The organism is Paracoccus sp. NIOT.M2S5SZ12, from assembly GCF_057748165.1.
This window is the reverse complement of record NZ_JBYLFR010000025.1, coordinates 1-19714: the sequence shown is the minus strand read 5'-3', so window position 1 is coordinate 19714 and position 19714 is coordinate 1. Positions and strand designations below refer to the sequence as shown.

Annotated in this window: 28 protein-coding genes; 4 read left to right on the top strand and 24 right to left on the bottom strand. The window is 67.4% G+C overall.

Annotation, left to right across the window (positions count from 1 at the left end; all coding sequences use genetic code 11):
* Nucleotides 1–2: 2 nt before the first annotated feature.
* From AC2SGK_RS16605 to AC2SGK_RS16550, 12 genes are all read right to left on the bottom strand, one after another.
* Nucleotides 3–437 (bottom strand): NlpC/P60 family protein, encoded by a 435-nt coding sequence (locus AC2SGK_RS16605; RefSeq protein WP_488324573.1) that lies wholly within the window; start codon nucleotides 435–437, stop codon nucleotides 3–5.
* Nucleotides 434–1318 (bottom strand): DUF2163 domain-containing protein, encoded by an 885-nt coding sequence (locus AC2SGK_RS16600; RefSeq protein ID WP_488324572.1) that lies wholly within the window; start codon nucleotides 1316–1318, stop codon nucleotides 434–436. Before AC2SGK_RS16600 ends, AC2SGK_RS16605 begins: the two co-directional genes overlap by 4 nt.
* Complete coding sequence (locus AC2SGK_RS16595; RefSeq protein ID WP_488324571.1) at nucleotides 1315–1530, bottom strand: hypothetical protein; 216 nt, start codon at nucleotides 1528–1530, stop codon at nucleotides 1315–1317. The genes AC2SGK_RS16600 and AC2SGK_RS16595 overlap by 4 nt, the downstream gene beginning before the upstream one ends.
* A gap of 40 nt (nucleotides 1531–1570) precedes the next feature.
* Nucleotides 1571–2215, bottom strand: coding sequence for a lysozyme (locus AC2SGK_RS16590; RefSeq protein ID WP_488324570.1), 645 nt, complete (start codon nucleotides 2213–2215; stop codon nucleotides 1571–1573).
* A 28-nt stretch (nucleotides 2216–2243) separates the two neighbouring features.
* Complete coding sequence (locus AC2SGK_RS16585) at nucleotides 2244–2375, bottom strand: hypothetical protein (protein ID WP_269429090.1); 132 nt, start codon at nucleotides 2373–2375, stop codon at nucleotides 2244–2246.
* Nucleotides 2368–2715 (bottom strand): hypothetical protein, encoded by a 348-nt coding sequence (locus AC2SGK_RS16580; RefSeq protein ID WP_488324569.1) that lies wholly within the window; start codon nucleotides 2713–2715, stop codon nucleotides 2368–2370. The genes AC2SGK_RS16585 and AC2SGK_RS16580 overlap by 8 nt, the downstream gene beginning before the upstream one ends.
* The gene (locus AC2SGK_RS16575; protein WP_488324568.1) at nucleotides 2712–3338 is read right to left on the bottom strand and encodes a phage distal tail protein, Rcc01695 family; all 627 of its coding nucleotides are present in this window, start codon (nucleotides 3336–3338) and stop codon (nucleotides 2712–2714) included. Before AC2SGK_RS16575 ends, AC2SGK_RS16580 begins: the two co-directional genes overlap by 4 nt.
* Entirely contained in the window at nucleotides 3338–5800 is a 2463-nt protein-coding gene (locus AC2SGK_RS16570; protein ID WP_488324567.1) for a phage tail tape measure C-terminal domain-containing protein, read from the bottom strand. Before AC2SGK_RS16570 ends, AC2SGK_RS16575 begins: the two co-directional genes overlap by 1 nt.
* Nucleotides 5793–5954, bottom strand: a complete 162-nt coding sequence (locus AC2SGK_RS16565; RefSeq protein WP_420841669.1) for a DUF7697 family protein — start codon at nucleotides 5952–5954, stop codon at nucleotides 5793–5795. The genes AC2SGK_RS16570 and AC2SGK_RS16565 overlap by 8 nt, the downstream gene beginning before the upstream one ends.
* Before the next feature lie 68 nt (nucleotides 5955–6022).
* Complete coding sequence (locus AC2SGK_RS16560; protein WP_488324566.1) at nucleotides 6023–6460, bottom strand: hypothetical protein; 438 nt, start codon at nucleotides 6458–6460, stop codon at nucleotides 6023–6025.
* Between the two features lie 2 nt (nucleotides 6461–6462).
* The gene (locus AC2SGK_RS16555) at nucleotides 6463–7401 is read right to left on the bottom strand and encodes a phage tail tube protein (protein WP_488324565.1); all 939 of its coding nucleotides are present in this window, start codon (nucleotides 7399–7401) and stop codon (nucleotides 6463–6465) included.
* Nucleotides 7402–7424: 23 nt separating this feature from the next.
* A complete protein-coding gene (locus AC2SGK_RS16550; protein ID WP_488324564.1) occupies nucleotides 7425–7847 on the bottom strand; it encodes an acyl-CoA transferase in 423 nt (140 codons plus the stop codon).
* A gap of 50 nt (nucleotides 7848–7897) precedes the next feature.
* Here AC2SGK_RS16550 and AC2SGK_RS16545 point away from each other — a divergent pair, with 50 nt between their 5' ends.
* Complete coding sequence (locus AC2SGK_RS16545) at nucleotides 7898–8665, top strand: HEPN domain-containing protein (RefSeq protein ID WP_488324563.1); 768 nt, start codon at nucleotides 7898–7900, stop codon at nucleotides 8663–8665.
* 30 nt (nucleotides 8666–8695) lie between these two features.
* On the opposite strand, the gene AC2SGK_RS16540 is transcribed toward AC2SGK_RS16545, so the two are convergent.
* The 9 genes from AC2SGK_RS16540 to AC2SGK_RS16500 all read right to left on the bottom strand — a co-directional run bounded on the left by AC2SGK_RS16540 (nucleotide 8696) and on the right by AC2SGK_RS16500 (nucleotide 16723).
* Complete coding sequence (locus AC2SGK_RS16540) at nucleotides 8696–9313, bottom strand: DUF6441 family protein (protein ID WP_488324562.1); 618 nt, start codon at nucleotides 9311–9313, stop codon at nucleotides 8696–8698.
* Complete coding sequence (locus tag AC2SGK_RS16535; protein ID WP_488324561.1) at nucleotides 9310–9624, bottom strand: head-tail joining protein; 315 nt, start codon at nucleotides 9622–9624, stop codon at nucleotides 9310–9312. The genes AC2SGK_RS16540 and AC2SGK_RS16535 overlap by 4 nt, the downstream gene beginning before the upstream one ends.
* 11 nt (nucleotides 9625–9635) lie before the next feature.
* A complete protein-coding gene (locus AC2SGK_RS16530) occupies nucleotides 9636–10658 on the bottom strand; it encodes a major capsid protein (protein WP_488324560.1) in 1023 nt (340 codons plus the stop codon).
* A 47-nt stretch (nucleotides 10659–10705) separates the two neighbouring features.
* Nucleotides 10706–11086 carry a head decoration protein gene (locus AC2SGK_RS16525; protein WP_488324559.1) on the bottom strand — a complete coding sequence of 127 codons (381 nt, stop codon included), beginning with the start codon at nucleotides 11084–11086 and terminating at the stop codon, nucleotides 10706–10708.
* A gap of 74 nt (nucleotides 11087–11160) precedes the next feature.
* The gene (locus tag AC2SGK_RS16520; RefSeq protein WP_488324558.1) at nucleotides 11161–12459 is read right to left on the bottom strand and encodes a S49 family peptidase; all 1299 of its coding nucleotides are present in this window, start codon (nucleotides 12457–12459) and stop codon (nucleotides 11161–11163) included.
* On the bottom strand, nucleotides 12459–13970 hold the full coding sequence (locus AC2SGK_RS16515) for a phage portal protein (protein ID WP_488324557.1): 1512 nt from the start codon (nucleotides 13968–13970) through the stop codon (nucleotides 12459–12461). The genes AC2SGK_RS16520 and AC2SGK_RS16515 overlap by 1 nt, the downstream gene beginning before the upstream one ends.
* Before the next feature lie 2 nt (nucleotides 13971–13972).
* A complete protein-coding gene (locus AC2SGK_RS16510; RefSeq protein ID WP_043132983.1) occupies nucleotides 13973–14188 on the bottom strand; it encodes a phage head-tail joining protein in 216 nt (71 codons plus the stop codon).
* Nucleotides 14188–16239, bottom strand: coding sequence for a phage terminase large subunit family protein (locus AC2SGK_RS16505; protein WP_488324556.1), 2052 nt, complete (start codon nucleotides 16237–16239; stop codon nucleotides 14188–14190). The genes AC2SGK_RS16510 and AC2SGK_RS16505 overlap by 1 nt, the downstream gene beginning before the upstream one ends.
* On the bottom strand, nucleotides 16187–16723 hold the full coding sequence (locus tag AC2SGK_RS16500) for a hypothetical protein (protein ID WP_043132986.1): 537 nt from the start codon (nucleotides 16721–16723) through the stop codon (nucleotides 16187–16189). Before AC2SGK_RS16500 ends, AC2SGK_RS16505 begins: the two co-directional genes overlap by 53 nt.
* A gap of 134 nt (nucleotides 16724–16857) precedes the next feature.
* Here AC2SGK_RS16500 and AC2SGK_RS16495 point away from each other — a divergent pair, with 134 nt between their 5' ends.
* From AC2SGK_RS16495 to AC2SGK_RS16485, 3 genes are all read left to right on the top strand, one after another.
* The gene (locus AC2SGK_RS16495; protein ID WP_036708719.1) at nucleotides 16858–17073 is read left to right on the top strand and encodes a hypothetical protein; all 216 of its coding nucleotides are present in this window, start codon (nucleotides 16858–16860) and stop codon (nucleotides 17071–17073) included.
* Between the two features lie 111 nt (nucleotides 17074–17184).
* Entirely contained in the window at nucleotides 17185–17412 is a 228-nt protein-coding gene (locus AC2SGK_RS16490; protein WP_043132988.1) for a hypothetical protein, read from the top strand.
* A gap of 95 nt (nucleotides 17413–17507) precedes the next feature.
* Nucleotides 17508–18071: a DUF3489 domain-containing protein gene (locus AC2SGK_RS16485; RefSeq protein WP_488324555.1), complete on the top strand. Its 564-nt coding sequence runs from the start codon at nucleotides 17508–17510 to the stop codon at nucleotides 18069–18071.
* 293 nt (nucleotides 18072–18364) lie between these two features.
* Here the strand turns inward: AC2SGK_RS16485 and AC2SGK_RS16480 are convergent, their stop codons facing one another.
* The 3 genes from AC2SGK_RS16480 to AC2SGK_RS16470 form a co-directional block, all read right to left on the bottom strand.
* Nucleotides 18365–18580, bottom strand: a complete 216-nt coding sequence (locus AC2SGK_RS16480) for a DUF7220 family protein (RefSeq protein WP_488324554.1) — start codon at nucleotides 18578–18580, stop codon at nucleotides 18365–18367.
* The gene (locus AC2SGK_RS16475) at nucleotides 18577–19005 is read right to left on the bottom strand and encodes a hypothetical protein (protein WP_488324553.1); all 429 of its coding nucleotides are present in this window, start codon (nucleotides 19003–19005) and stop codon (nucleotides 18577–18579) included. The genes AC2SGK_RS16480 and AC2SGK_RS16475 overlap by 4 nt, the downstream gene beginning before the upstream one ends.
* A 77-nt stretch (nucleotides 19006–19082) precedes the next feature.
* Nucleotides 19083–19714 (bottom strand): DNA-methyltransferase (locus AC2SGK_RS16470; protein ID WP_488324552.1); only part of this gene is annotated, 632 nt, incomplete at its 5' end.

The window sequence follows — 19714 nt, the reverse complement described above, 5'->3', positions numbered from 1 at the left end:
GGTCAGCGTGCAGCGAACAGGAAGGCGAAGGCGATGCGGCGTCGCCAGGCGGTCGTGAGCGGTTGCTCGATCACGCCGAGGCGGTCGTAGGCGTGCAGGAATGTGTCGGGGCCGGTGAGGATCCCGACATGCTTGGCGATCGCGCGGGGCATCATGCGAAACAGGATCAGCGCACCGGGCCTGGCGTCAGATGGACCGATCTCAGGCATCATACGCCGCGCGCCGTCGGCCAGCACCTCGCGCGGCCCGGTCTCGCCCCAGTCGCGGCTGTAGGGCGGGATCGGAAATGGCTCCGGCCCGACCACCTCGCGCCAGACGCCGCGTGCGAGTCCGAGGCAGTCGCAACCGACCCCGCGCAGGCTGGCCTGGTCGTGGTAGGGCGTGCCCAGCCAGGACCGGGCAGTGGAGATGACACGGGCCGGATCGGCTGCCTTCACAACACCGCCCCCTCGTGACCGCCGTCCTTGGTGGCGTATCGCAGGACTGCGTCCTGACCGGGTATGTGCGGGAAGCCCCGGAAGTTCGCGACATTGGCGAACTTCGCGCCGCAGGTCGCGATCCGCTTGTCGCAGCCCGCCCGGACAACGAAGGCATCCGTCGCCGTGATAGGTCGCACTGGCGCTTCCAGCAGGATCAGGATCGCCACCCCGTCGACGAGGTCGTGCGACAGCACCTCGACCCGCCGCCCGGCATTCGCGCCGGTCGACCATTCGACGAGCCCGAAGGCGAACCAGCCCGCCGCGAAACTGCCAAGGCCGGAGGCCGTGAAGGCCCGGTCGCGCAGCACATCGATGACCGCGCCGGTCCCTTTGTAGGCCGATGCCTCGAGATTCATGCCGCAACGCACATCGCCCAGCGCGGCGTCGCAACTGGCCTGGAACGTTCGCCCGACCGTCTGGCCGAGGACATGGGCGAGGCTGCGCACCTCGGCCACGAAGGCCAGCCGCCCGCGCCGGATCTGGCCGATGGCGCCTCGGCGCAACAGCACGCGCTGCACCGGGTTGGCCCAGCTCACCCGCCAGACCTCGACGGCCGCATTGTCCCAGCGACCGTCGAGGATGTCGGTCTCGGTGATCCGGTCGGAGGACAGCACGCCCTGCGCATCCTGTGCATCGACCGAGAGGTCTGACCCCGACCGGACCTCGGACGCCGTCAGCCCGCTTTCCGGTTCGAACTCGGTGCCGTCGAACGACAGGGTCCGGTCATGGTCTGTGAAACCGAAGGCGACGCCATCGGCGCGGGTGATGCGCCAACACCAGGCAAGCGTGGTCGTGCCCTCGTCGAGGTGGGCCTGAAGTGCGGGCGAAAGCGACTTCACTTCCGCCCCCAGCCGCGCAGGAGAGCTACGGACGCGAGGAGCGAAGACACGACGCCTCCGGTCGCGCCGGTCAGGGCATAGAGATTGAAGGGGCGAATATCGAGCGTGCCGGTAGCCAGGTCGAAATCCGCCAGCCCGGCCAGAGAGAGGCCGGAGGCGGCAAGGCAGGCCAGATAGACGAGGCCACGTGCGAGGGTCCAGTTCATGGTCATGCTCCGATCAGGGTCTTGAGGAAGGTGAAAATGCGGGTGGTCAGGCTCGGCGCCGCCTGCACGGGCGCGGGGTCGGCGCCGCCTGCACGGGCGCGGGGTCGGCGGCGGCCGTGGAAGGGGCAGGTGACATGGGGATCGACGGTGGATTGGGGATCGGGCGCAGCAGTGCCAGCGCCTCGGTCTCGCTGAGCCGCCGGATCGGTCGCGAGAAGTCAACCCGGCCGTTGCGGTCGACCGACCAGACCGGAATGGTGCCGGTCGGGTAGCGGCCCCTGGCGAAGAGATCGCGCTCGGTCTCGCGCCGGGACCGGACGGCGGCGGGCTTGAGCCAGCCCATGAATGCCGCAGCCGCTGCTACCCGGTCGCCCGCGTTCAGGCGCCGTGTCAGCAAGGCCTTCGCGATGCCGCCGGTGTTGTAATGGAAGGAGACCAGCGCATCGAATTCGTGGGGTTCCAGCGGCACCTTCACGGTGCGCAGCACCTCGACCTCGTAAGTGGCGAGATCGGCACGGAGGAGCCGGAAGGCCTCGCGGATCCCGGCATCGAGATCGGCGGGCATCCCGCGTGTCATCCGCGCCGGATCGGGTGGCCCGGCCGCGGCCGTATGACCGATGCCGAAGGTCCAGACGTCCTTCACGTCGAGATAGGGTCCGGGCACGACGCCTTCGTGCCGGATCAGGGCCAAGAGCCCACGATCAGAGGTTTGCATGGGATTACCCGAGGGTTGAGAGGAAAAAGATCAGGAAGGCGACGGCGAGGCCGATGCGCAGCCGGTGGGCAAAGGCCTGTCCGGGGTCGGCAGGATCGCAGCGCAGCGAGCGGGCAAGGCGAAGGATCTCATGCATCGGCGTCATCCTTCCCGACCCGGCGGAGCTTCGCGAGGATCAGTTCGATGAAGGCCGCCCCGAAGACGCCGACCAGGTAGGCGGCCGAGCCGACCGCCCCGCCCGCGGCGACGGCACCATCAGGCAGACCGAGCCAGTCCGCCACGATCACGATGGAAAAACTGCCCATCCCTGCGGCGATCAACCCGCCGAGTAGGACATGGCGCAGGGCTTCGCGCAGCGCCATCCGGGTGGTCAGGGCATTGGTGGCACCGCCCAGCGCGCCCCAGAAGGCCAGCATCAGCGCCGTCGAGGCAGCGATCTCGCGCCAAAGGTGGGACCAGAAGGATTCGTCGTTCATGTGCGGATTTCCACGAGAGGGATCGAGGTGATCGACCCGAGGCGTTCGAGGTCGAGGGTGACGTCGAGGGCGTCGGTGTCGAAGCGGACGGGGACGTCGAACTCGAAGCCTGCAGTGATGGCCACGCCCGCGGCCGGGGCGGTGGCGAAGGTGATGAGGCCGGTGGTTGTCGAAACCGACCAGCCGGAGGCTTGCGGCGTGCCGTTCAGGGCGATGGTCACGGTTCCCGCGACAGGCTTGGTGATGGCCCGCGTCCAGGACTGCGCGCCCGAGGTGTAGCGCTTGGTGAGCTGGAACAGAGTGGCCGCCCCGTTCCCGGTGCCAATCGGCTGGTTGATCGGGCTCGGTGTCTGCGATGGCAGGCAGGACTTGAAATCGGCCCAGTCCTTGAAACGGAAGCCGTGCAGGCGGCCGTTGCGGGCCTCGAAGAAGGCGACGACCGCCGCAAGATCGTCGGCGCGGCGAATGCCATAGGCCACGTCGTAGCGGCGGCGGCTGTTGGCCCAGCTCGCATTGCGTTCCTCGGCCCCGCTTGCCACTTCGACGATCTGGGTGCGCCGCTCGGGGCCGCCGCGCGCGCCCCGGCTGATGTTGTCCGGAAACCTGACCTCGTGAAATGCCATCACATCCCCCTTCGGCCCAGCGACACGGCGCGGACGATGTCGCTGGCCACCTGTGTGCGGGATTGCCGAAAGCTTTCGGCGTCGCGGGCGTTGATCGTGACGTTGACGGTTGATGCGCCCGCCTGGCCGTAACCGGCCGCCTCGCGCCGGGAGAGAACCCGCTCCCCGCGTTGCAGGATCGCGGGCACCTCATCGGGGCGCAGCCCGGCCCAGCCACCACTGTGCATGCGCGGCGCACCCGCGAATGCCAGCGCCGGGACCATCCGGCCGGGACCAGGGGCGCCGACGATCCCGCCCGCATGCAGGATGTTCGCGAAGATCCCGCCCGCCCCGCCCAGCGCGCCGGAAAGGGCGTTCGCAATAGGGCCGAGGATGAAACGACGAGCCGCGAGCTTCGCCAGATCGGCGATCATCGACGTGACCAGGTCGCGGAAGTCGAGCTTGCCGGTCTTCACGAAGTCGCCGATGGCATTCTCGGCCGAAGTGAAGGCCCCGACCAGCGCGCTGCCGATGTCCCCACCGATGTCGCGCGCCTTGGCGGCATAGTCGGCGAGCGCGGCCGTGACGGCTTGCCAGCCGGTGAGGGCCGCGTCCGCGCCTTGGGCTGCAGCCGCCCCCGCGTCGCGTGCAGCGCCGCCAGCGCCATCGGCGGCGGTGGCCGTGTCATTCAGCCCGGCTGTCAGGGCATCGGCTGCACCAGCCGCATCCGCCAGCGCGGTTTCGGCCTCCGTCCCTGTGCTAGTCACCGCATCCTTCAGCGCCTGCCAGCTGGCGAGCGGCCGACTGGCGGCATCGGCCAGCATCCCGGCCGCCTCGCGATAGCCATCGGCGCGGGCGCGGGCATCGTCGGCCATCGCGCCAAGCCCGAGATCGGGCGGTTCCAGATAGGTGCGTGACAGCGCGGCCGAAAAGGCGTCTGCCGCGGCAGTACCGGCAGCGGTCGCAGCCCCCTCAAAGGGATTGCCGATGCGGCCGAGTTCCACCGGATCGAGGATGCCGATCCGCACGCCACCTTCGCCGGTGGCCCATTCCGGTAGCAAGGCCAGCGCCGCGTTCAGGGTCTCGATGAAGCTGTTGATGCGGGTGACGACGCCATTCAGCATCGCCTCGACGCCCGAGATCAGCCCGTTTGCTGCCTGGAAGGCGAAATCGCCGATGGCGCCCGGCAGACTGCCCCAGATCGCAACCGCAGCGTCATAGGCCCCCTGGAAGATTGCGGCCGTCCGGTCACCGAAGCTGACGACGCCTGCGATGGTGCCTTCCAGCGCCGAGAGGCCCGCCGCCTTCAGGCCCTCCCACCCGGCCGCCATCCGCGCGAGGGCCGCGTCCAAGGACAGGCTGATGCGCGACCACACCTCGCGGGCTAGATCGCCAAGCAGGCGAAGGGCCTCGCCCACGCCGCCGACCCGAGTGACCAGCTGCGAGAACTGATAGACCAGCTCGCCCGCGCCGACGATCAGCGCGCCGATGCCGGTACGGATCAGAGCGCCGCGCAGGAATACGAGCGCCGTCGCGAGCCCGCGCACCGACAGGGCGGCTGCGGCAAGCCCCGCGACCCAGCGCCCGGCCATGACAGCAGCGAAGGTCGCGGCATACGTGGCGAGACGGCCGAGGTTGCCGATCAGCGTGTCGATGGCCAACCGCAGGATGCCACCGTCTGACGCGAGGGCCACGAAGGCATTGGCCAGCGCCTCAATGGTCGGGGCGACCGCCACGGCGATCCGGTTGCGCAGACCCTCGAAGACGAGGGAAACGGTGCCCAGCGCCAGTTGCGTGCGGCGCAGCGCCTCCAGCGCATCGCCGTCCAGAACCGCGCCAAGGTCGGATGCCTGGTCGCCAAGTCGGGCCATCTCGGCCCCGCCGTTGCGGAGAAGCGGCAGGAGGCGGGTGGCGTCCGAGGCCATGGCCTCGAGATAGAAGGTCATCTCCTGCTGGCTGAGACCCGCCCGTTCCAGCGTGTCGACGTAAAGCTGCAGCGCCTCGGGGCCTGAGAGGCGGGCGAACTGATCGGCCGTCACACCCACGCGCGGGGCGACATTCTCGAAGAAATCTGCCATCGGCCCGCCACCGGTCTGCAGGAAATCCCCGACCCGGTCGTTCACGTCCTTCAGGATGTCGGCCAGCTTCTCTTGTTCGATGCCAACGGTGCGCGCCCCGGCCGACCAGCGCTGCAGGGCCTCGGGCGTGGCATTGGCGACCTGCGCGAACTGCCGGATCTGGGCGGCACTCTCGGCGGTGGATCGGACGATCAGCCCGAGCGAGGCAGTCGCGGCGGCAGCGGCGGCCCCGAGGGCAAGGCCAGCCCGGCGCGCAAAGGCGGCCAGCCGGGTGTTGGCCAGTTCCATCTCGCGTGACAGGCGGCCGAAGCCGCGGGCACCGGCCTCCCCCACGCCCTCCAGTTCGGCGCGCACGCGACGTCCGCCCTCCGCCACGAGGCGGACGGAGACCTTCTTCTCAGCCATTCCGGCGTCCTTCCATCTGCTCGTTGAGTTTGCGCACCATCACCGCCTCGATCTCGGGCAGCAGTTCGGCGGTGATCAGGGCGTTGACGCCCAGCGCTTGCGCCAATGCCAGCGCCGCGCCCATGTCCCATCCGATGACGGCCCCCGGTGCGATGCGCAGCTGGCCGCCGAGGCGCTGGGTCAGGTCCCAGACCTGCCAGCCCTCGATTGTCAGCGGCCGGTTCAGCTTTGCGGGGCAGTCCGGGCAGGGGCCCGCGCAGGCCGCGCAGTAGCCGTCGCCCCCGCCGAAGGACCAGTCGGCGAGGGCGCGGAGGCGTTTTTTTCCTGATCCAGCATCAGGCCGCGGGCGACGTATTGCGCCTGGAAGGCCTCGAAGACCGGCCAGATTTCGAGAAGGGCGTCGATCCCCGCTGGGCTGACGGGCATAAGGTTGCCATTCTCGTCACCGACACCTTCCCATTCCAGCACGGCGCGGCGCGCGACGGCCTTGGCCATGGCCAGCGCCAGGTCTTCCTGGCTGGAGGTTTCCGACAGGCCCTCGATGGCGGGATCGGCGCGGGCCGAGACCATCAGCGCGGTGGTCAGGGGCGCCACCAGCACGCGCAGTCCGGGCAGCAGGTCCAGCCATTCGGGCCGGTTGGACAGGTTCAGGCGGATCATGGTTAGTATCCCGTGACGGTGTTGACGAGGACGGCGGTGCACATGCGGGCGGGGCTGGTGGCTTTGGCGGCCTGCCAGTCGAAGGTCGCCTGGATGCCTTGCGGCCCCGGGATCTCGATCCGCGGGACGGGCAGGTAGACGGCGTGGGCGGTGAAGGTGAAGCTGGCATTCGCGCCGAGGCTGTAGGCGAATTCGAGCTCGCAGGGCGTCCCGTCGATGGCTTGGGTGACCAAGGTGCTATCGGCGAAGCGCACCTCGATCCGACCGGTCAGGGCCGCCATGCCGGGATCGGCGCCCTCGATCTTGCCGTCGTTCCGGATGGTCTCGATCCGGTCGAGGCCGTTGGCATAGGTGATCTCGGCCGACACGACATTGCCCAAGGCGGTGCCGTTGCGCTTCACTACCCCGTTGAAATGGCCGAAGCGCTGCAGGCCCAGCGCGGTCGGCGTGCCCGCAGCCGTGGTGGCAGCGATGGCCTCGCCCTGCGCGATCAACCGTGCGGTAGCGGTCAGCAAGCCGGATCGGTTCATCTGCCACGAAAGCTGGTCCATCACGCAGCCTGCGTACATCGCGAAGCGCGGCACCTCGGGCATGGCCACTTCGATGGCCATGGAGGGCAGGGTCCAGTTCCCCGACTGGAAGGTGTGGGTTTTGGGCGTGGTGCCGGTCGTGGTCGGGGATCCGAAAGCGGCCTTCAGCCAGAAGCCGAAGGCCTCCACATCGATCGGCACCACCACCTCGCCATCGGCGGTGACGGCGTCCTTGATGGGGGCCAGGGGATCGCGGCCGTAGCCGAGCAATTCCGAATTGAGCAGCGGCTGTTCCGCGCCCAGTGTGGTCCGGGCGAAGGGCATCAGCCGATAGCCGCTGGCGGGCGGGGTTCCGTAGACGGTTTCGAATGCAAGCGCCATCTGCGCCCGCGCGCCGTGTGCGCGTGCCATGAGGGTCTCCTATGTGGGGGGTGTCAGGCCAGAGGGCCGGTCGTGGTGTAGTGCAGGACGACGGTGATGACCGCCGCCTTCAAGGCCGCCGCTCCTTCGACGGGCAGGTCGACGGAGGCTGGGGCATCAGGTTCGACCCAGTCGCAAAGGCCGCCCAGCGTCCGGTCGGCCTCCAGCGCCGCGCCGATTGCGCCGATCAGGTCGTCGAAAGCGCTGGCCCGGCCGGTTCCCGCCTGGACGACAACCTCCAGTTCGGCCCGGTGCTGGTAGTGATAGCGCAGGGGCGACAGAGTCACTTCCGGCTCACCCGGCTGGCCGTCGCGCAGGATGATCAGCCCGGCCGCCGGGATCCGTTCGGGCACGATCTCGTCACGCAGGGTGAGGGCGGCAAGCGGCTGTAGCCGCGCACGCAGCGCGGCGAGGACGGTTTCGCGGGTGGTGGGCATTCCTGCTATTTTCTGATCTGGTGTTGACGACGGGGCCGACCTTCGGCTGCATGTCGAAGTTTCAACCGAGGGAGCCGAGATTGCCAAGTCGCGCGTTTACGATCTTCAATAATAGAAAAAGACTCGAAGTTCTAGAAATAGCTCAGGTTTTTCAAGATATTAACAATCGACCGGGGCCGAATACAAAATATAGTCTTCTAAATGGCGCTCTCGTTCTTCTTGTATCAAGCTGGGAAATATACTGCGAGGAAGTCTGTCGGCAGGCTGCCGAGATCATAAACGGCAGGCCTTCGCTCACATTTGCCAATCTGGACGAAAAGCTGCGCAAAGACCTCATTCAGTATGCGGGAAGCCAATATAAAGGTAATCAGGACCCGCTGCTTGAAAAGGTTGCACTGCTTCCTGACGGTGGATGGAGACAGCTCTTAGTTGATCGACTCGCTGAGTACACACCTGACTTCAATACACCGAAATTCTCGCGGCAGCGCGGCAAAGACCTCAATGGACTATTTCGGCAGGTCTTGGGCATAAAGATTTCAACGGCGCTGGAGGCATTCCTCGAAGATCAAGGTCTTTGCGGTCGACTCGATGCAGTAGTCACATTGCGTGGGGAGATTGCCCATACCGGTGATGCGCAAGCGGGAAATCGGCTGACACCCGCCCTTCTTCGCCAGCATACAGCTTCATTCATCGAGGCCGCTGCAGCGATTGATGTCATTATTCATTCTGAATTCAGAAACAAACTCGGCTTTGCGCCGTGGCAGATCACGCAACCGGTTCGAGAAGCGCTAAGGCAGGTCGCACGCAACAAGCTCTAGCCGAAACTGAAGCGCACGAACTTGGTATGTTTATAGCCACCCCGCCACGATCCGCCCCGGAACGCCGTCGATGGCCCTTTCCGCATCCCGCGCGAGATCCAGTCGCTTCCGCAGTTTAACCTGCGGCACCAAGAGGAAGATCGGCACGGTGGTAAGCCCGCGGCCGGTCTTCGCGCGGGATGCCACGGCGCGTCCCTTGCTGTTCAACCGCCCCTCAGCCACCAGCAGGCTCGGGCCCCGGCGGCGGTAGATGAAGCGCAGCCGCAGTCCCGTGCGACGTTCCCATTCGCCGGGGGTGATCCGGCCGCCGCGGGTGGACTTGCCTGCGGCCGGGGTGGGGATGGCCAGCCAGAAGCCGTTGCGCGACCGGATCAGCGGCCCCGTGTTATGCGCGCTGACGATCACTGGCGCGTTCGACCAGACCAGCGCCGCGGCGTTCAGGCTCTCGCCGCCCTTGGGATAGGTGGCGAGCCGGATCGAGTTGCCGAGCCGGGTGCCGAGGCCAGCGCCGGTGATCTGGCTGCGCCAGGCGGATTTCAGGCCCGCGCTCGCCTCGCGCATGGCGGTTGTGACGGCTTTTTCACCGGCAGCAATTTCCGCCTGCATCAGGGCGGCGAGGTCGGGGCTGATTTCAAGCTTCAGCTTCATGCTGGCCTCAGGTCCAGCGTCCAGATCAGCCGTTCCGGGTCGCGCAGGGGTTCTCCCTGGATGACATGGCTGTCCGCGCCGATGACGATTACATCGCCCGGCCGTGGGGCGGGCAGGTCGGCCACGCGCACATCGACCACCGTCGTGTCGCTGACGAAGCGGCCCGCGCCGAAGTCGGTGACGCGGTCGGGCGCGCGGCCGATGATGCGGATCGGGCGTTCCTCGGAGGTGGTGGCCGAGATCCAGAGGGCGGGAGCCGCCATGGAAGCATGGGTGAAGATACGGTCCATGGCGGCGGCAAAGACGGACATGGGTGGGTCCGTCAGTTCGACGTGTGAAGCCGGATCGCCAGCCGGGGCCGCTTGTTCACCGGCAGGATCGAGGCCTCGGTCATCACGTCGATCCAGCGGCCTTTCTCGTCCAGATGCTGACGCGCATAGAGCGGCAGGCCGATGGTGTTGGCGGTTTCCAGCAGGTTCGCCGGGCCGCCATAGGTGGTGAAGGTGTCCATCGTGCCGAGCGGGAAAGCGATGCCTTCGTTCGCCGGGACCAGCCGTTCGGTCGCCTTGGTCGAGAGGGTGACTGTGCCGGAGTATTCCTCGAAGAGGATGCCGCCGAAGGGGAAGTTCCGCCGCACATCCTCACGCAGCGGCTGGGCGCCGGTCGAGGCGTAGAACTTGTAGGCTTCCTCGGTCTTGGGATGCGCGATCAGCTTGTCGAAGAACTCGCGGCTGACCAGCGCATGGACCGACGTCATCGCCTCGCCGAGGAGGTTGTCCTCGATGGCGCGCAGCACTTCGCGCACCTTGCCCTGCACGTTCGTGCCCGCAGTGCCGAGGACGAAGTCGACCGAGATCTGCGCCAGGCCGAATTCGGTGAAGTAGTTGTAGAGGGTGGTCCCGGCGCCGTCCTTCACGATGCCGCGCAGCGCGTTCATCTCCATGTATTCCCGCGTCTGGGCATGCTTGCGCCGCATCAGCAGGAGCTTCCGGTTCATCACCTCCACAAGGGGATCGGCTGCATCGAAAGCGCCCAGCGCGGGGGCGCCTTGGATGTCGGCCGGCAGGACCACATCGTCATGCGGGATCCACGGCAGGGCGAAGGACCGCATGGACCGGCCTTCGCGGGTGCCGACTGTGGCTGGGCCGCCGAGGGGGACGGAGGGCAGAAGGCTCAGGACGCCTTCGTACTGCTCGATGATGACCGAGCGCTGGCTGACCCCTTCGAAGCGGAAGAGGCCGATCTGGGCGAGGCGGGTGTAGAGGTTGGGCAGGATGTTGATGGCCTGCGTCATCTCGGCCAGCGAATAGCCGCCAGCGTCGAAGGGATTGCGGACGAGGGTCATGGGATGCTCCGGGGGATGAGGGGATGGGCGCGGCCGGGTAGGCAGCGTCAGACGCCGTCGCGGGCGATGATGCCGACGGCGGCCAGTTGGGTGATCTTCGCGGCGATCTTGGCCGCATCGTTGACCGTTGCCTCGTAGACGAGGGCAGCGCGCGAGACGATGGCGGGACCGCGAGTGACCACGATGCCGACAGCATCGGCGAGCGTGGCGTTCACCGGGTAGAGCAGGACGGAGACTGCGGTTTGCGAACCGTCGGCCCCGGTCGCGGGCGAGAGAGTGTATTTACCACTGGCCGTGATGCGCCCCAGGACCGACCCTGCCGGATAGGACAGACCAAGCTGCAGGGTGATCACCTCGCGGGTGTAGTTCGGGTTGACCTCATATTTGAGGACGTCGCCCATGCTGGGCGGTTCCGTCAGGACGGGCATTGTTCAGTCTCCAGGATGTTCGGGGGATGGGGTGCGCTGCACGATGGCGCGCGCGGCAGTGATCGGTGCCGGTATCAGCGCGAGGCGGCGGCCGACTTCTTCGCGGCCGCGACGATGGGGCTTTCCTTCGCGCCTGCGGCCGGGGCAGTGGCGATGATGCCCGCGGCATCGCTGCGCGCGGCAAGATCGGCCAGAACCTTTGCGCGCAATGCTTCCGGCTTCACGCCCTTGGCGACAGCATCGGCGGCATCGATCTGGACGCCGAGCCGGGCTGCCTGTGCGCAGACCTGTGCGACCTCGGCTGCCTCGGCGCGGATGGCTTCGGGCGACATCGCGGCGGCCGCCGTCTGCGGCGGTGCGATTGCCGTGGGCGTGGCCGGTTCCGGCGGGGTGCTGGCAGCAGGCTGCGCATGGTCTTCGGGGGCAGTGGTCATCATCGGGCCCTTTCCTCTGGGGGTGGTTGTGCCGCGGGGTGCGGCGGCGAAAGCGCGGAAGGCGGTGACGGGATCGGCCACCTCGTCGGCGAGACCGGCGAAGACGGCCGCCTCGCCGCGGAAGACGGCGGCCTCGGTGCCCAGCGCGCGAAGGGTGTCGAGGCGACGGCCACGCCCTTCGGCGACGGTTTCGGCGAAGAGCTGCCGCAGATCCTCCAACTCGCCTGCGATCCGGTCGCGGACGGCCTCGGGCAGCGGCTGGTAAGGGTTCGCATCGACCTTGCGCGCCCCGGCATGGATCAGCGTCACGGCGATGCCCTTCTGGTCGAGCGCCCCGCTCATGTCGCTGTGCATGGCCACGACGCCGATGCTGCCGACGGCCCCTGTGCGCGGCAGGATGATCCGGTCGGCCTGGGAGGCGAGGGCGTAGGCGGCCGAGAGGGCGTGATCAGCGACGAAGGCATGGACGGGTTTCACCTGACGCACGGCCCGGATGCGATCCGCCAGATCGAAGGCCCCGGCCACTTCGCCCCCGAAGCTGTCGATGTCGAGAGCTATGCCGCGAATGGCAGGATCGGCCAGCGCCGCCTGCAGCTGGGCGGCAATGCCCTCGTAGGAGGTCAGCCCCGAGGATTGCCCGATCCAGGCGCCGCGATGGACCAGCGTGCCCGCGATCTCGATGACGGCGATCCCGTCCACCACAGCGAATGGCTGGCCACCATTCCGTGCCTGGCGGTTGGTCAGATCATCATCGAAGAGAGAGGCGCGGGCGGGCAGGGTGGCAGTGGCCTGATCCTCTGCCGTGACCTCCAGCCCCTCGACGCTGATTTCCCTGCCGGTGATCCGCGGGCCAAGCCCGGCCAAGAAGGCCAGCGCCTTGGCGGGATCGACCATCAGGGGTGTGTTGAAGACGCGCTGCGCGATCTGGGTGTGGTGCATCATCCCTCCTCCGCGGGCCTGGGATCCCGGTCCTCGCCATCCTTTTCTTGATTGCCGCTGTCCTGCTGATCTTGCTGCCGGTCCTCGGTATCTCCCTGTCCAGTGCCGTCACTTGCCGCCTGCGCCGGTGATCCTGGCCGCCGGAAGTCGAGACCCAGTTCTGCCTCGCGCTTGCGTTCGGCGGCGATCTCGCGGTCGACCTGTTCGGCGTCGTATCCCCGCTCTGCGATGGCCTGCGTACGGGATTTGAGACCCGCCTCGATCTGCAGGATCTCCGCCGCTGCATCCTTGGCCGGATCGATCCAGTCCCACTTGGTGGGGAGCCAGTCGCAGGCGAGGTATGCGCGCCGGTCAGCGGAATAGCCCTGCAGGTCGATGGCCCCCGCCAGCACGGCCATGTCCATCCAGCGTGTCCAGACGGCACGGCAGAGCTGGTAGACCATCACCGAATGCTGGAAGGCCGAGATGCGGCGGCGGAAGTCGACGAGGGCGATCCGCGTGTTGGAGAAGTTCCCCTTCGCGGTATCGCCGGTCAGATAGCCATAGGGCACGCCCAGCGCTGCGCCGATCTGAAGGAGCGTGCGGTACTGGAAGGGCTCATAAGTGCTGCCCGAGTCCGGGGTGGACGGCGTCGTGACATCTTCGCCCGGGTCAAGCCGCACCACCTGACCGGGTTCTACCTCCAGATCCTCTTCGGCCGGATCGAGGGCCGTTTCCGGAGCGGGCGAGGTGATGAACATCGCGAACATCGCCGCGGTCTTTTTCCGCTCCAGTTCCGCGTCGTCGTAGAGGTCCAGCGTGAAGAGTTTCACCACGGCCGCCGCAAAGCGTGAGACACCGCGCAACTGGCCCGCCTCGACGGGGTCCAGGATGTGGATGACCTCGGAGGCAGGAACCCGGACGGTTTCCCCGGCCAGCCCCGGATCGGTCATGTCGCCCGGGTGGCGGCGCAAGAAGTGATAGGCCACCCGGCGACCGATGCCGTCGAATTCGATGCCCTGCCGGATTGATCCCGCGCCGGGCAGACCGCGGGTCATGTCCTGGGGCAGCATTTCCGAGGGCAGCATCTGCAGCTGCATCGGCACGGTCAGCCCGTCTTCCGGCCGCCGGGCGCGGATGCGCAGGAAGACTTCGCCCGCCAGAAACACCTCGCGTGCCGCCCGGCGCTGGAGGCCGAAGAAATCGGTCAGGCCCTCGGCATCGGCTTCGTCGGTCCAGGCGAGCCAGAGCTTCTGCAACTCCTCCTTCTTCGTTGCATCGGCGATCTTCGACGAGGGCTTGATCCCGTCACCGACGACATGGTTCGCAAAGGCATCGACCGCGTTCGCGGCATAGCCGTTGTTGCGGACGAGCCAGCGCGCGCGGGCGGTGATGGTCTCGCCCGAGGCGGCGATCAGCGTGTTCACATGCGCGCGGGTGGCCCGGAACCCGCGCATGCGGCGGTGGGACTGCGCGGCGTCGAAGCCACCGATGATGGACCCTAGCCGCGCGCGGAAGGCGTCGAAGACCATCGTCAAAGCCCCTTGGTCGCGACGGTGCCCCAGCGACGGCGGCGGGCAGGTGTGCCGCTGGCCGCTGCGATGCGCCCCTCCAAGTCCCGGATCGCCGCGGCCAGTTCGGCATCCGAGCCATAGGTCACGGTCTTGCCGTCGTAGCTGACGCTGCGCAGCCCGGCGAAGCGGGCTTCCTGCAGCGCGGTCAGCAGGGCCTGCATGCGTTCCAGGTCCATCAGTCCCTCATGAAGTTCGGGGTGTAGGCCCGCCGTTTCCGGCGTGGCGTGGTCAGGGTTCCGGCTTTGGGTGCGGCCGATGCCGCCGTTTCCGTCGCCGTGGGCACGGCGGCGGGCCGGCGCGTTTCCACGCCCGCCTGCGCCTCGAGCCGCCGCCAGGTGGCCTCGTCCCACCGGTCGGCGCCGAGGATCCACGCCGCGGCGCGGGCATAGACCCGGCAGTCCAGCGCCTCGTTCCGTTCGCGCATCTTCTGCCATTCCTGGTGGGCATAGCCGCGCTTGTTGCGGATCGTGACCAGCTGCTCGGCCACCAGCTGTTTCAGCCATTCGGTGTCGGCCCAGCCGGGCAGGTGGATCGTGCCGGGGGCATCGAGGACGCCCATCGCCCGGTCTTCGTCCGAGGGGCGTTCGATCCGCAGGAACCGGTAGGTTTCCGCCTTGAATGTTGCCGTGGCCACCGACCAGAGCCGCGCCCCGCGGCGGAGCCGTTTGCCACCGATGGTCGCATCTACGAAGGTCGGGCCGGAGACCGGCGCCGAGCGGTTGAAGCCCTCAAGCCCCTTCAACGGGGCCACCTGTTCGAAGCCAACCTTGCGGGACCAGGCATAGACCGCCGCGGCCTCGTAGCCGGTGTCGATGCCCAGCCGTGCCACGGTCATGAAGGCACCGTTGGCATGCTGCCACGACCGGCTGAGAAGGGCAGTCAGCTTGTCCCATGCGGCCGGATCATCAGGCCCGCCCGGGATCACGATGTGATCGACAAGCCAGCTTTCCAAGCCCCGGCCCCAGGCCCAGATATCGACCTCGATCCGGTCCCTCTGAACGTCGGCCCCGGCCGTCATGAACAGCCCGGCCAGCGGCACAGTGCCGGGCTTCCACGCCTCGCGGCGATCCGCCAGCCGTTGCCATTCCGGCGCGTCGCCCGACTCGACCCATGTCTCGCCGAGAAGCGTGTTGCGCGCCGCGCGCAGCGTCTCGTCCGACCCTTGGGCCGCCAGCCATTCCCGCGCGACGTCGGACCAGCTTTTCCACCCGAGCGGCGAATAGAGCGCCGAGAGGTGAAAGCCGATGGCCTTCGGATCCCTGGAAACCGCTGTTGCCCGCCATTCCCCCTTGGCGAGCATCTCTGTCTTGTGGTGCTCGGCGATGGGGCGTTCGCAGCCCTCGCAATGGTAGGCGGCGGTTTCCGGCTTTCCCTTCGCCCAGCGCAGGCGGTCGAATTGCAGCCATTGCATGGTGCCGCAGTGCGGGCAGGGCACGAAGTAACGCCGCTGGTCCGATGCCTCGAACTCGCGCTCGATGCGCGACAGCCCCCGGATCGTGGGCGTCGAGACCATGAACACCTTGCGCCGGTGCGAGAAGGTCGTGGTCCGCGCTTCGGCCAGCGTGACCGGATCGCCTTCCTCGTCGGCCGAGGCGGGATAGGCGTCGACCTCGTCGAGGAAGACGTAGCGCGCTGGCATCGACCGCAAGCCGGTCGCCGAGTTGGCCCCGGTCAGGACCAGGATGCCGCCGGGAAATTCCTTCGACAACATCGAATTGCCCGCGTCCCGCGACCGGGCCGGGTTCACCCGCTCGCGCAGCGCCGGGCTGTCCGCGATGAGGGAATCAAGGCGGCCGCGCGAGGTGCGTTTCGCCAGTTCGAGGCTCGGCAGCACTGCCAGCATCGGCCCCGGCGCATGATGGATGACGAAGCCGATCCAGTTGTTGCCCGCTTCCGTGGCCCCGACCTGCGCGGCCTTCATGAAGGTGATGCGCTGCGCGGGATGGCCGGGCGAGAGCGCATCCATGATCTCGCGTAGATAAGGGGCCCGGGCGGTGCGATAGCGCCCCGGTTCGGCCGCGCCCCGCGACGACAGCCATCGATGCTGATCCGCCCATTCCGACACCGTCAGGTTCGGATCGGGGCGCAGGCCCTGTCGCCAGACCCGCAAAAGGTCCTCGGCGCCGTCGAAACCGAGGTCGAGACCCGCGGTCAGACCGTTGTCGTCCTCCTCATCATGCAAGCGAGACCCTGAGGTCGGCGAGGGCGTCGAGCTGTTCGCGGACATGGGCTTCCAGCACCCTCTGCATGATCGCGGTCTCGATCGTCACCGATGCCCCGGATTGCCGTTCCACCTCCGCCATGATCTGCGCCGCCATCAGCGCGGCCACCCGTCCGGGCCAGGTCACCCAGACATCCCGTTCCTGCCGCGCCAGGCGGAACACCAGCGTTTCCGCCCGCGCGCGATCGACCAGCGTGCCCTTCTTCTTCTGAACCGCGATCTGCTTGTCCTGCGCGGCATAGACCGTCAGCAGCGTGCGCGCCTTGATGTAGGACGAGGTCTCGCCCGCACCGCTGGCCAACCCATCCCCACCCAGGCTGCGGCGCTGCTGGTCGGGGTCCGTCATCTCCGCCCGGCGCACGTCGGAGGCCGCTGCATTGATCGACCCGTCGTCGTACACCACCAGCCGCCCGTTCTTGCGCGCCTTCTGCACCCCACCGCGGGACAGGCCGGAATGGGCCGCATACTCGCGTTCGCTCATGCCTTTCATGGCGCTGTGAATCCTATCAAGATATTGAAAATAAACAGGAAAAAACAATCATTCCCGTTGATTGTCTTCCCCTCTGGAGCGATTCTGTTGTCCATCAGCAGGCCGCATCGCGCCGATCCCAGGAGGGCTTCACCATGACCACGACCACCATCCGCATCGACTATTCCACCCTTCCCGAGGGCTTCGACCTGAGCCGCCCGGATGCCATTGCCGAGGTCATCGAGCAGGCGTTGCGCGAGAGCGGGATCCCGGCCGAGGCCTCCGACGTCCTGTCGCACCTGAAGATCGAACTGCCCACCGCCCAGCTGGGTGCCGCCAGCCGCACGCTGGCCGAGATGCGGCTGATCTGACCAGAGCGATCAGAACGCACTGATATTGCTCCGATTTGCCTACGATCATCCGCCCGACAGAGCGATGGTGTTGGCACCAGAACGATGCAACTCACCGAAGGATGCCCCGCCATGACCACCCGCCGCGCCAGCGACAATTCCAAAGCCCTCGACGCCTTCATCGCCGCCAAGGCCGAGATCGACACGATGCTGGAGCGCCTGAAGGCCCTCAGCGACGACCACTTCGAGACCCACCCCGACGAGATCAACTGGGGCCATGTCGGGACGCTGAAGCACTACGCGGGTCTGCTGCGCCAGATCACCGACAGCGCCTTCAAGGAAGGCGAACACGCCGCCTGAAGCGCCCACAACGCGCGACGGCTGCCCCGTCCGAGGACGGGGCTTGCTTTCGTAGAAGGCGCGCACGTCGCGCGCCACAGCGCCCGGAGGCCCCGATGACCACCCCGTCCGACACCCAGACCCTGATCCTGTTCCGCGCCGCGACCCGGCCCGGCAACCTTGCCCTGCCGCTGCCCGAGGGGCTGGTCGGCGCCGCCGCCAAGATGGTGGTCGGCAAGATGATCGCCCGCGGCTGGCTCGAGGAGGTCGAGGCGAACCTGCGCCGCAATGAGCCGATGTGGCGCGAGACCGGCGACGGTCACGGCACCACGCTGATCGCCACCGAGGCCGGGCTGGAGGCCATCGGGATCGAGCCGGTGGCGGCCAGCGCCGTCGCCAGCGTGCGGAGGGCGACGCCAAAGGCGGAACCGGTGCAGATGCCCGACGACACCGACACCGCGAAACCCGTCGCCATCCGCGCTGGCACCAAGCAGGCCCAGATCATCGCCATGCTCCAGCGCCCCGAGGGCGCGACGGTCGCCGAGATGGTCGAGGCCACCGGATGGCTGGCCCATACCGTTCGCGGCTTGATCTCGGGGGGGCTGAAGAAGAAGCTGGGTCTGCCCATCGCCGTGGAGAAGGTCGAGGGCAGGGGGACGGTCTACAAGCTGCCCGCCTAGCCATTCCCCGCCAGCCGCATCACCCCGCCGCCCCGACCGGGCGGCGGTCCTTCATTGCCATGACAGCAGATCACGTGCCGCCGCCTGCAGGATGTCCTGCGCCATCCGCGGCTCGCAGGTATAGATCCCGCCCGGTTCCGGCTCGCCCACATTGTCTTCGAACCAGCGCGGCCCTCGTCCGAGATCGGACGCAGGACGACGATGGTCCCGTGATCGTTGATTTCGTTGTGCTGCCAGCCTTCGGACATGCGCCAAGGCTACCAGTCGCGGGGCAGACGCGCCAGCAATCAGGGTCAGTCCCTCCGCCAGTGTTCGAACAGCCTGCGCAGGACATAGCCGCGCACCAGCGATACGCCTGTGAACGCGAGGCCGATGGCCAGCTGATCGCCCAGCGCGATGCGGATGCCGAACACCGGAAACACTACGATCTGCATGCCGACTGCGAGGGTATAGCCGACCATCACGTTGGTCGCAGCCTCGGCCAGCGACATGCGGCGGGATTGGGTCATGCCGCCACTGTCGAAGTCTGGAATTCCCTTCGGATGACCTTGGCAGTCTCGGTCGCCTGCAAGTCGTTGAACACGCGCCCTGCAATCTGTCCCACATTCACGATGATGCAGGCGTTCTCGTTTGGCGCGATCCGAAGATCTTCGCCTTCGGTATGCCGCAGAAACTCGCACGGGGTTTCGATGGTCAGGTGGTCCTTGCTCGGTCGGATCAGCCACAGCACCCCGGCGCAATCGTCCGGTTCGCGGATGCGGCCTCGGAGAAAAGGTGACAGATGTTCTTGCACCAGCCTGAAGGCGACAGACGGACCAAGGCCCAGCTTGCGCAGTTCCTGCGCCGCAGCAACTGCCACCACGTCTTTCCAGCTGTACCAGCGCGCCTTTCCGGGCCTCGATGTATATTCCGGGCGAAAGTCGTTTCGGGACATGGCCTAATTCAGGTCCGCGCGCGTGATCGGAATGATCCGGATGAGGTCGGCGTTTCGCCAGATCGGTGCATTGATGATCATTTCGGTCGTTTCTCCTTGCGGATGGTTTCTTCGTTGCGACTGTCCATGTTTGCCTTCCGCCCCGTCGCCATCTCCCACCGCCGCACGGCAACGTCGCAGTAGACCGGGTCCAGTTCCACCGCGCAGCAGCGCCGCCCGGTGCGTTCCGCGGCGATCAGCTGGGTGCCGGAGCCGCAGAAGGGTTCGAACACCAGGTCGCCGGGATCGGTGAAGGCTTCCAGCACCGCCTCGACCAGCGCCACGGGGAACACGGCCGGGTGCGACCCGGCTGCGCCCAGCCCGCCCTTATGGCGCATGATGCGGAAGACGCTGTCGGGGATGCGGTGGCTCTGGATCGCGTTGCCGTAGCCGGTTTTGCGGTGGACCGTGCCGTCGGCCGCGCGCAGACCACCGCCGCCGAGGGTTTCGCCCGCGTGCTTGCTCTCGACCGTCTTGTTCGGTTTGCGGGGCTGGCGGTTGAAATGGAAGATGAACTCATGCGACGGTGCCAGTCGCCCGTTCCAGTCGCCCGGCAGTCCGGGCCCCTGGTCCCAGACATACCAGCCAAAGCGCCGCCAGCCCTGCGCGCGCATCCAGTTGACCCAGCTTTCCCAATACGGGATCCAGTCGCCATCGCGGTGAACGAGGC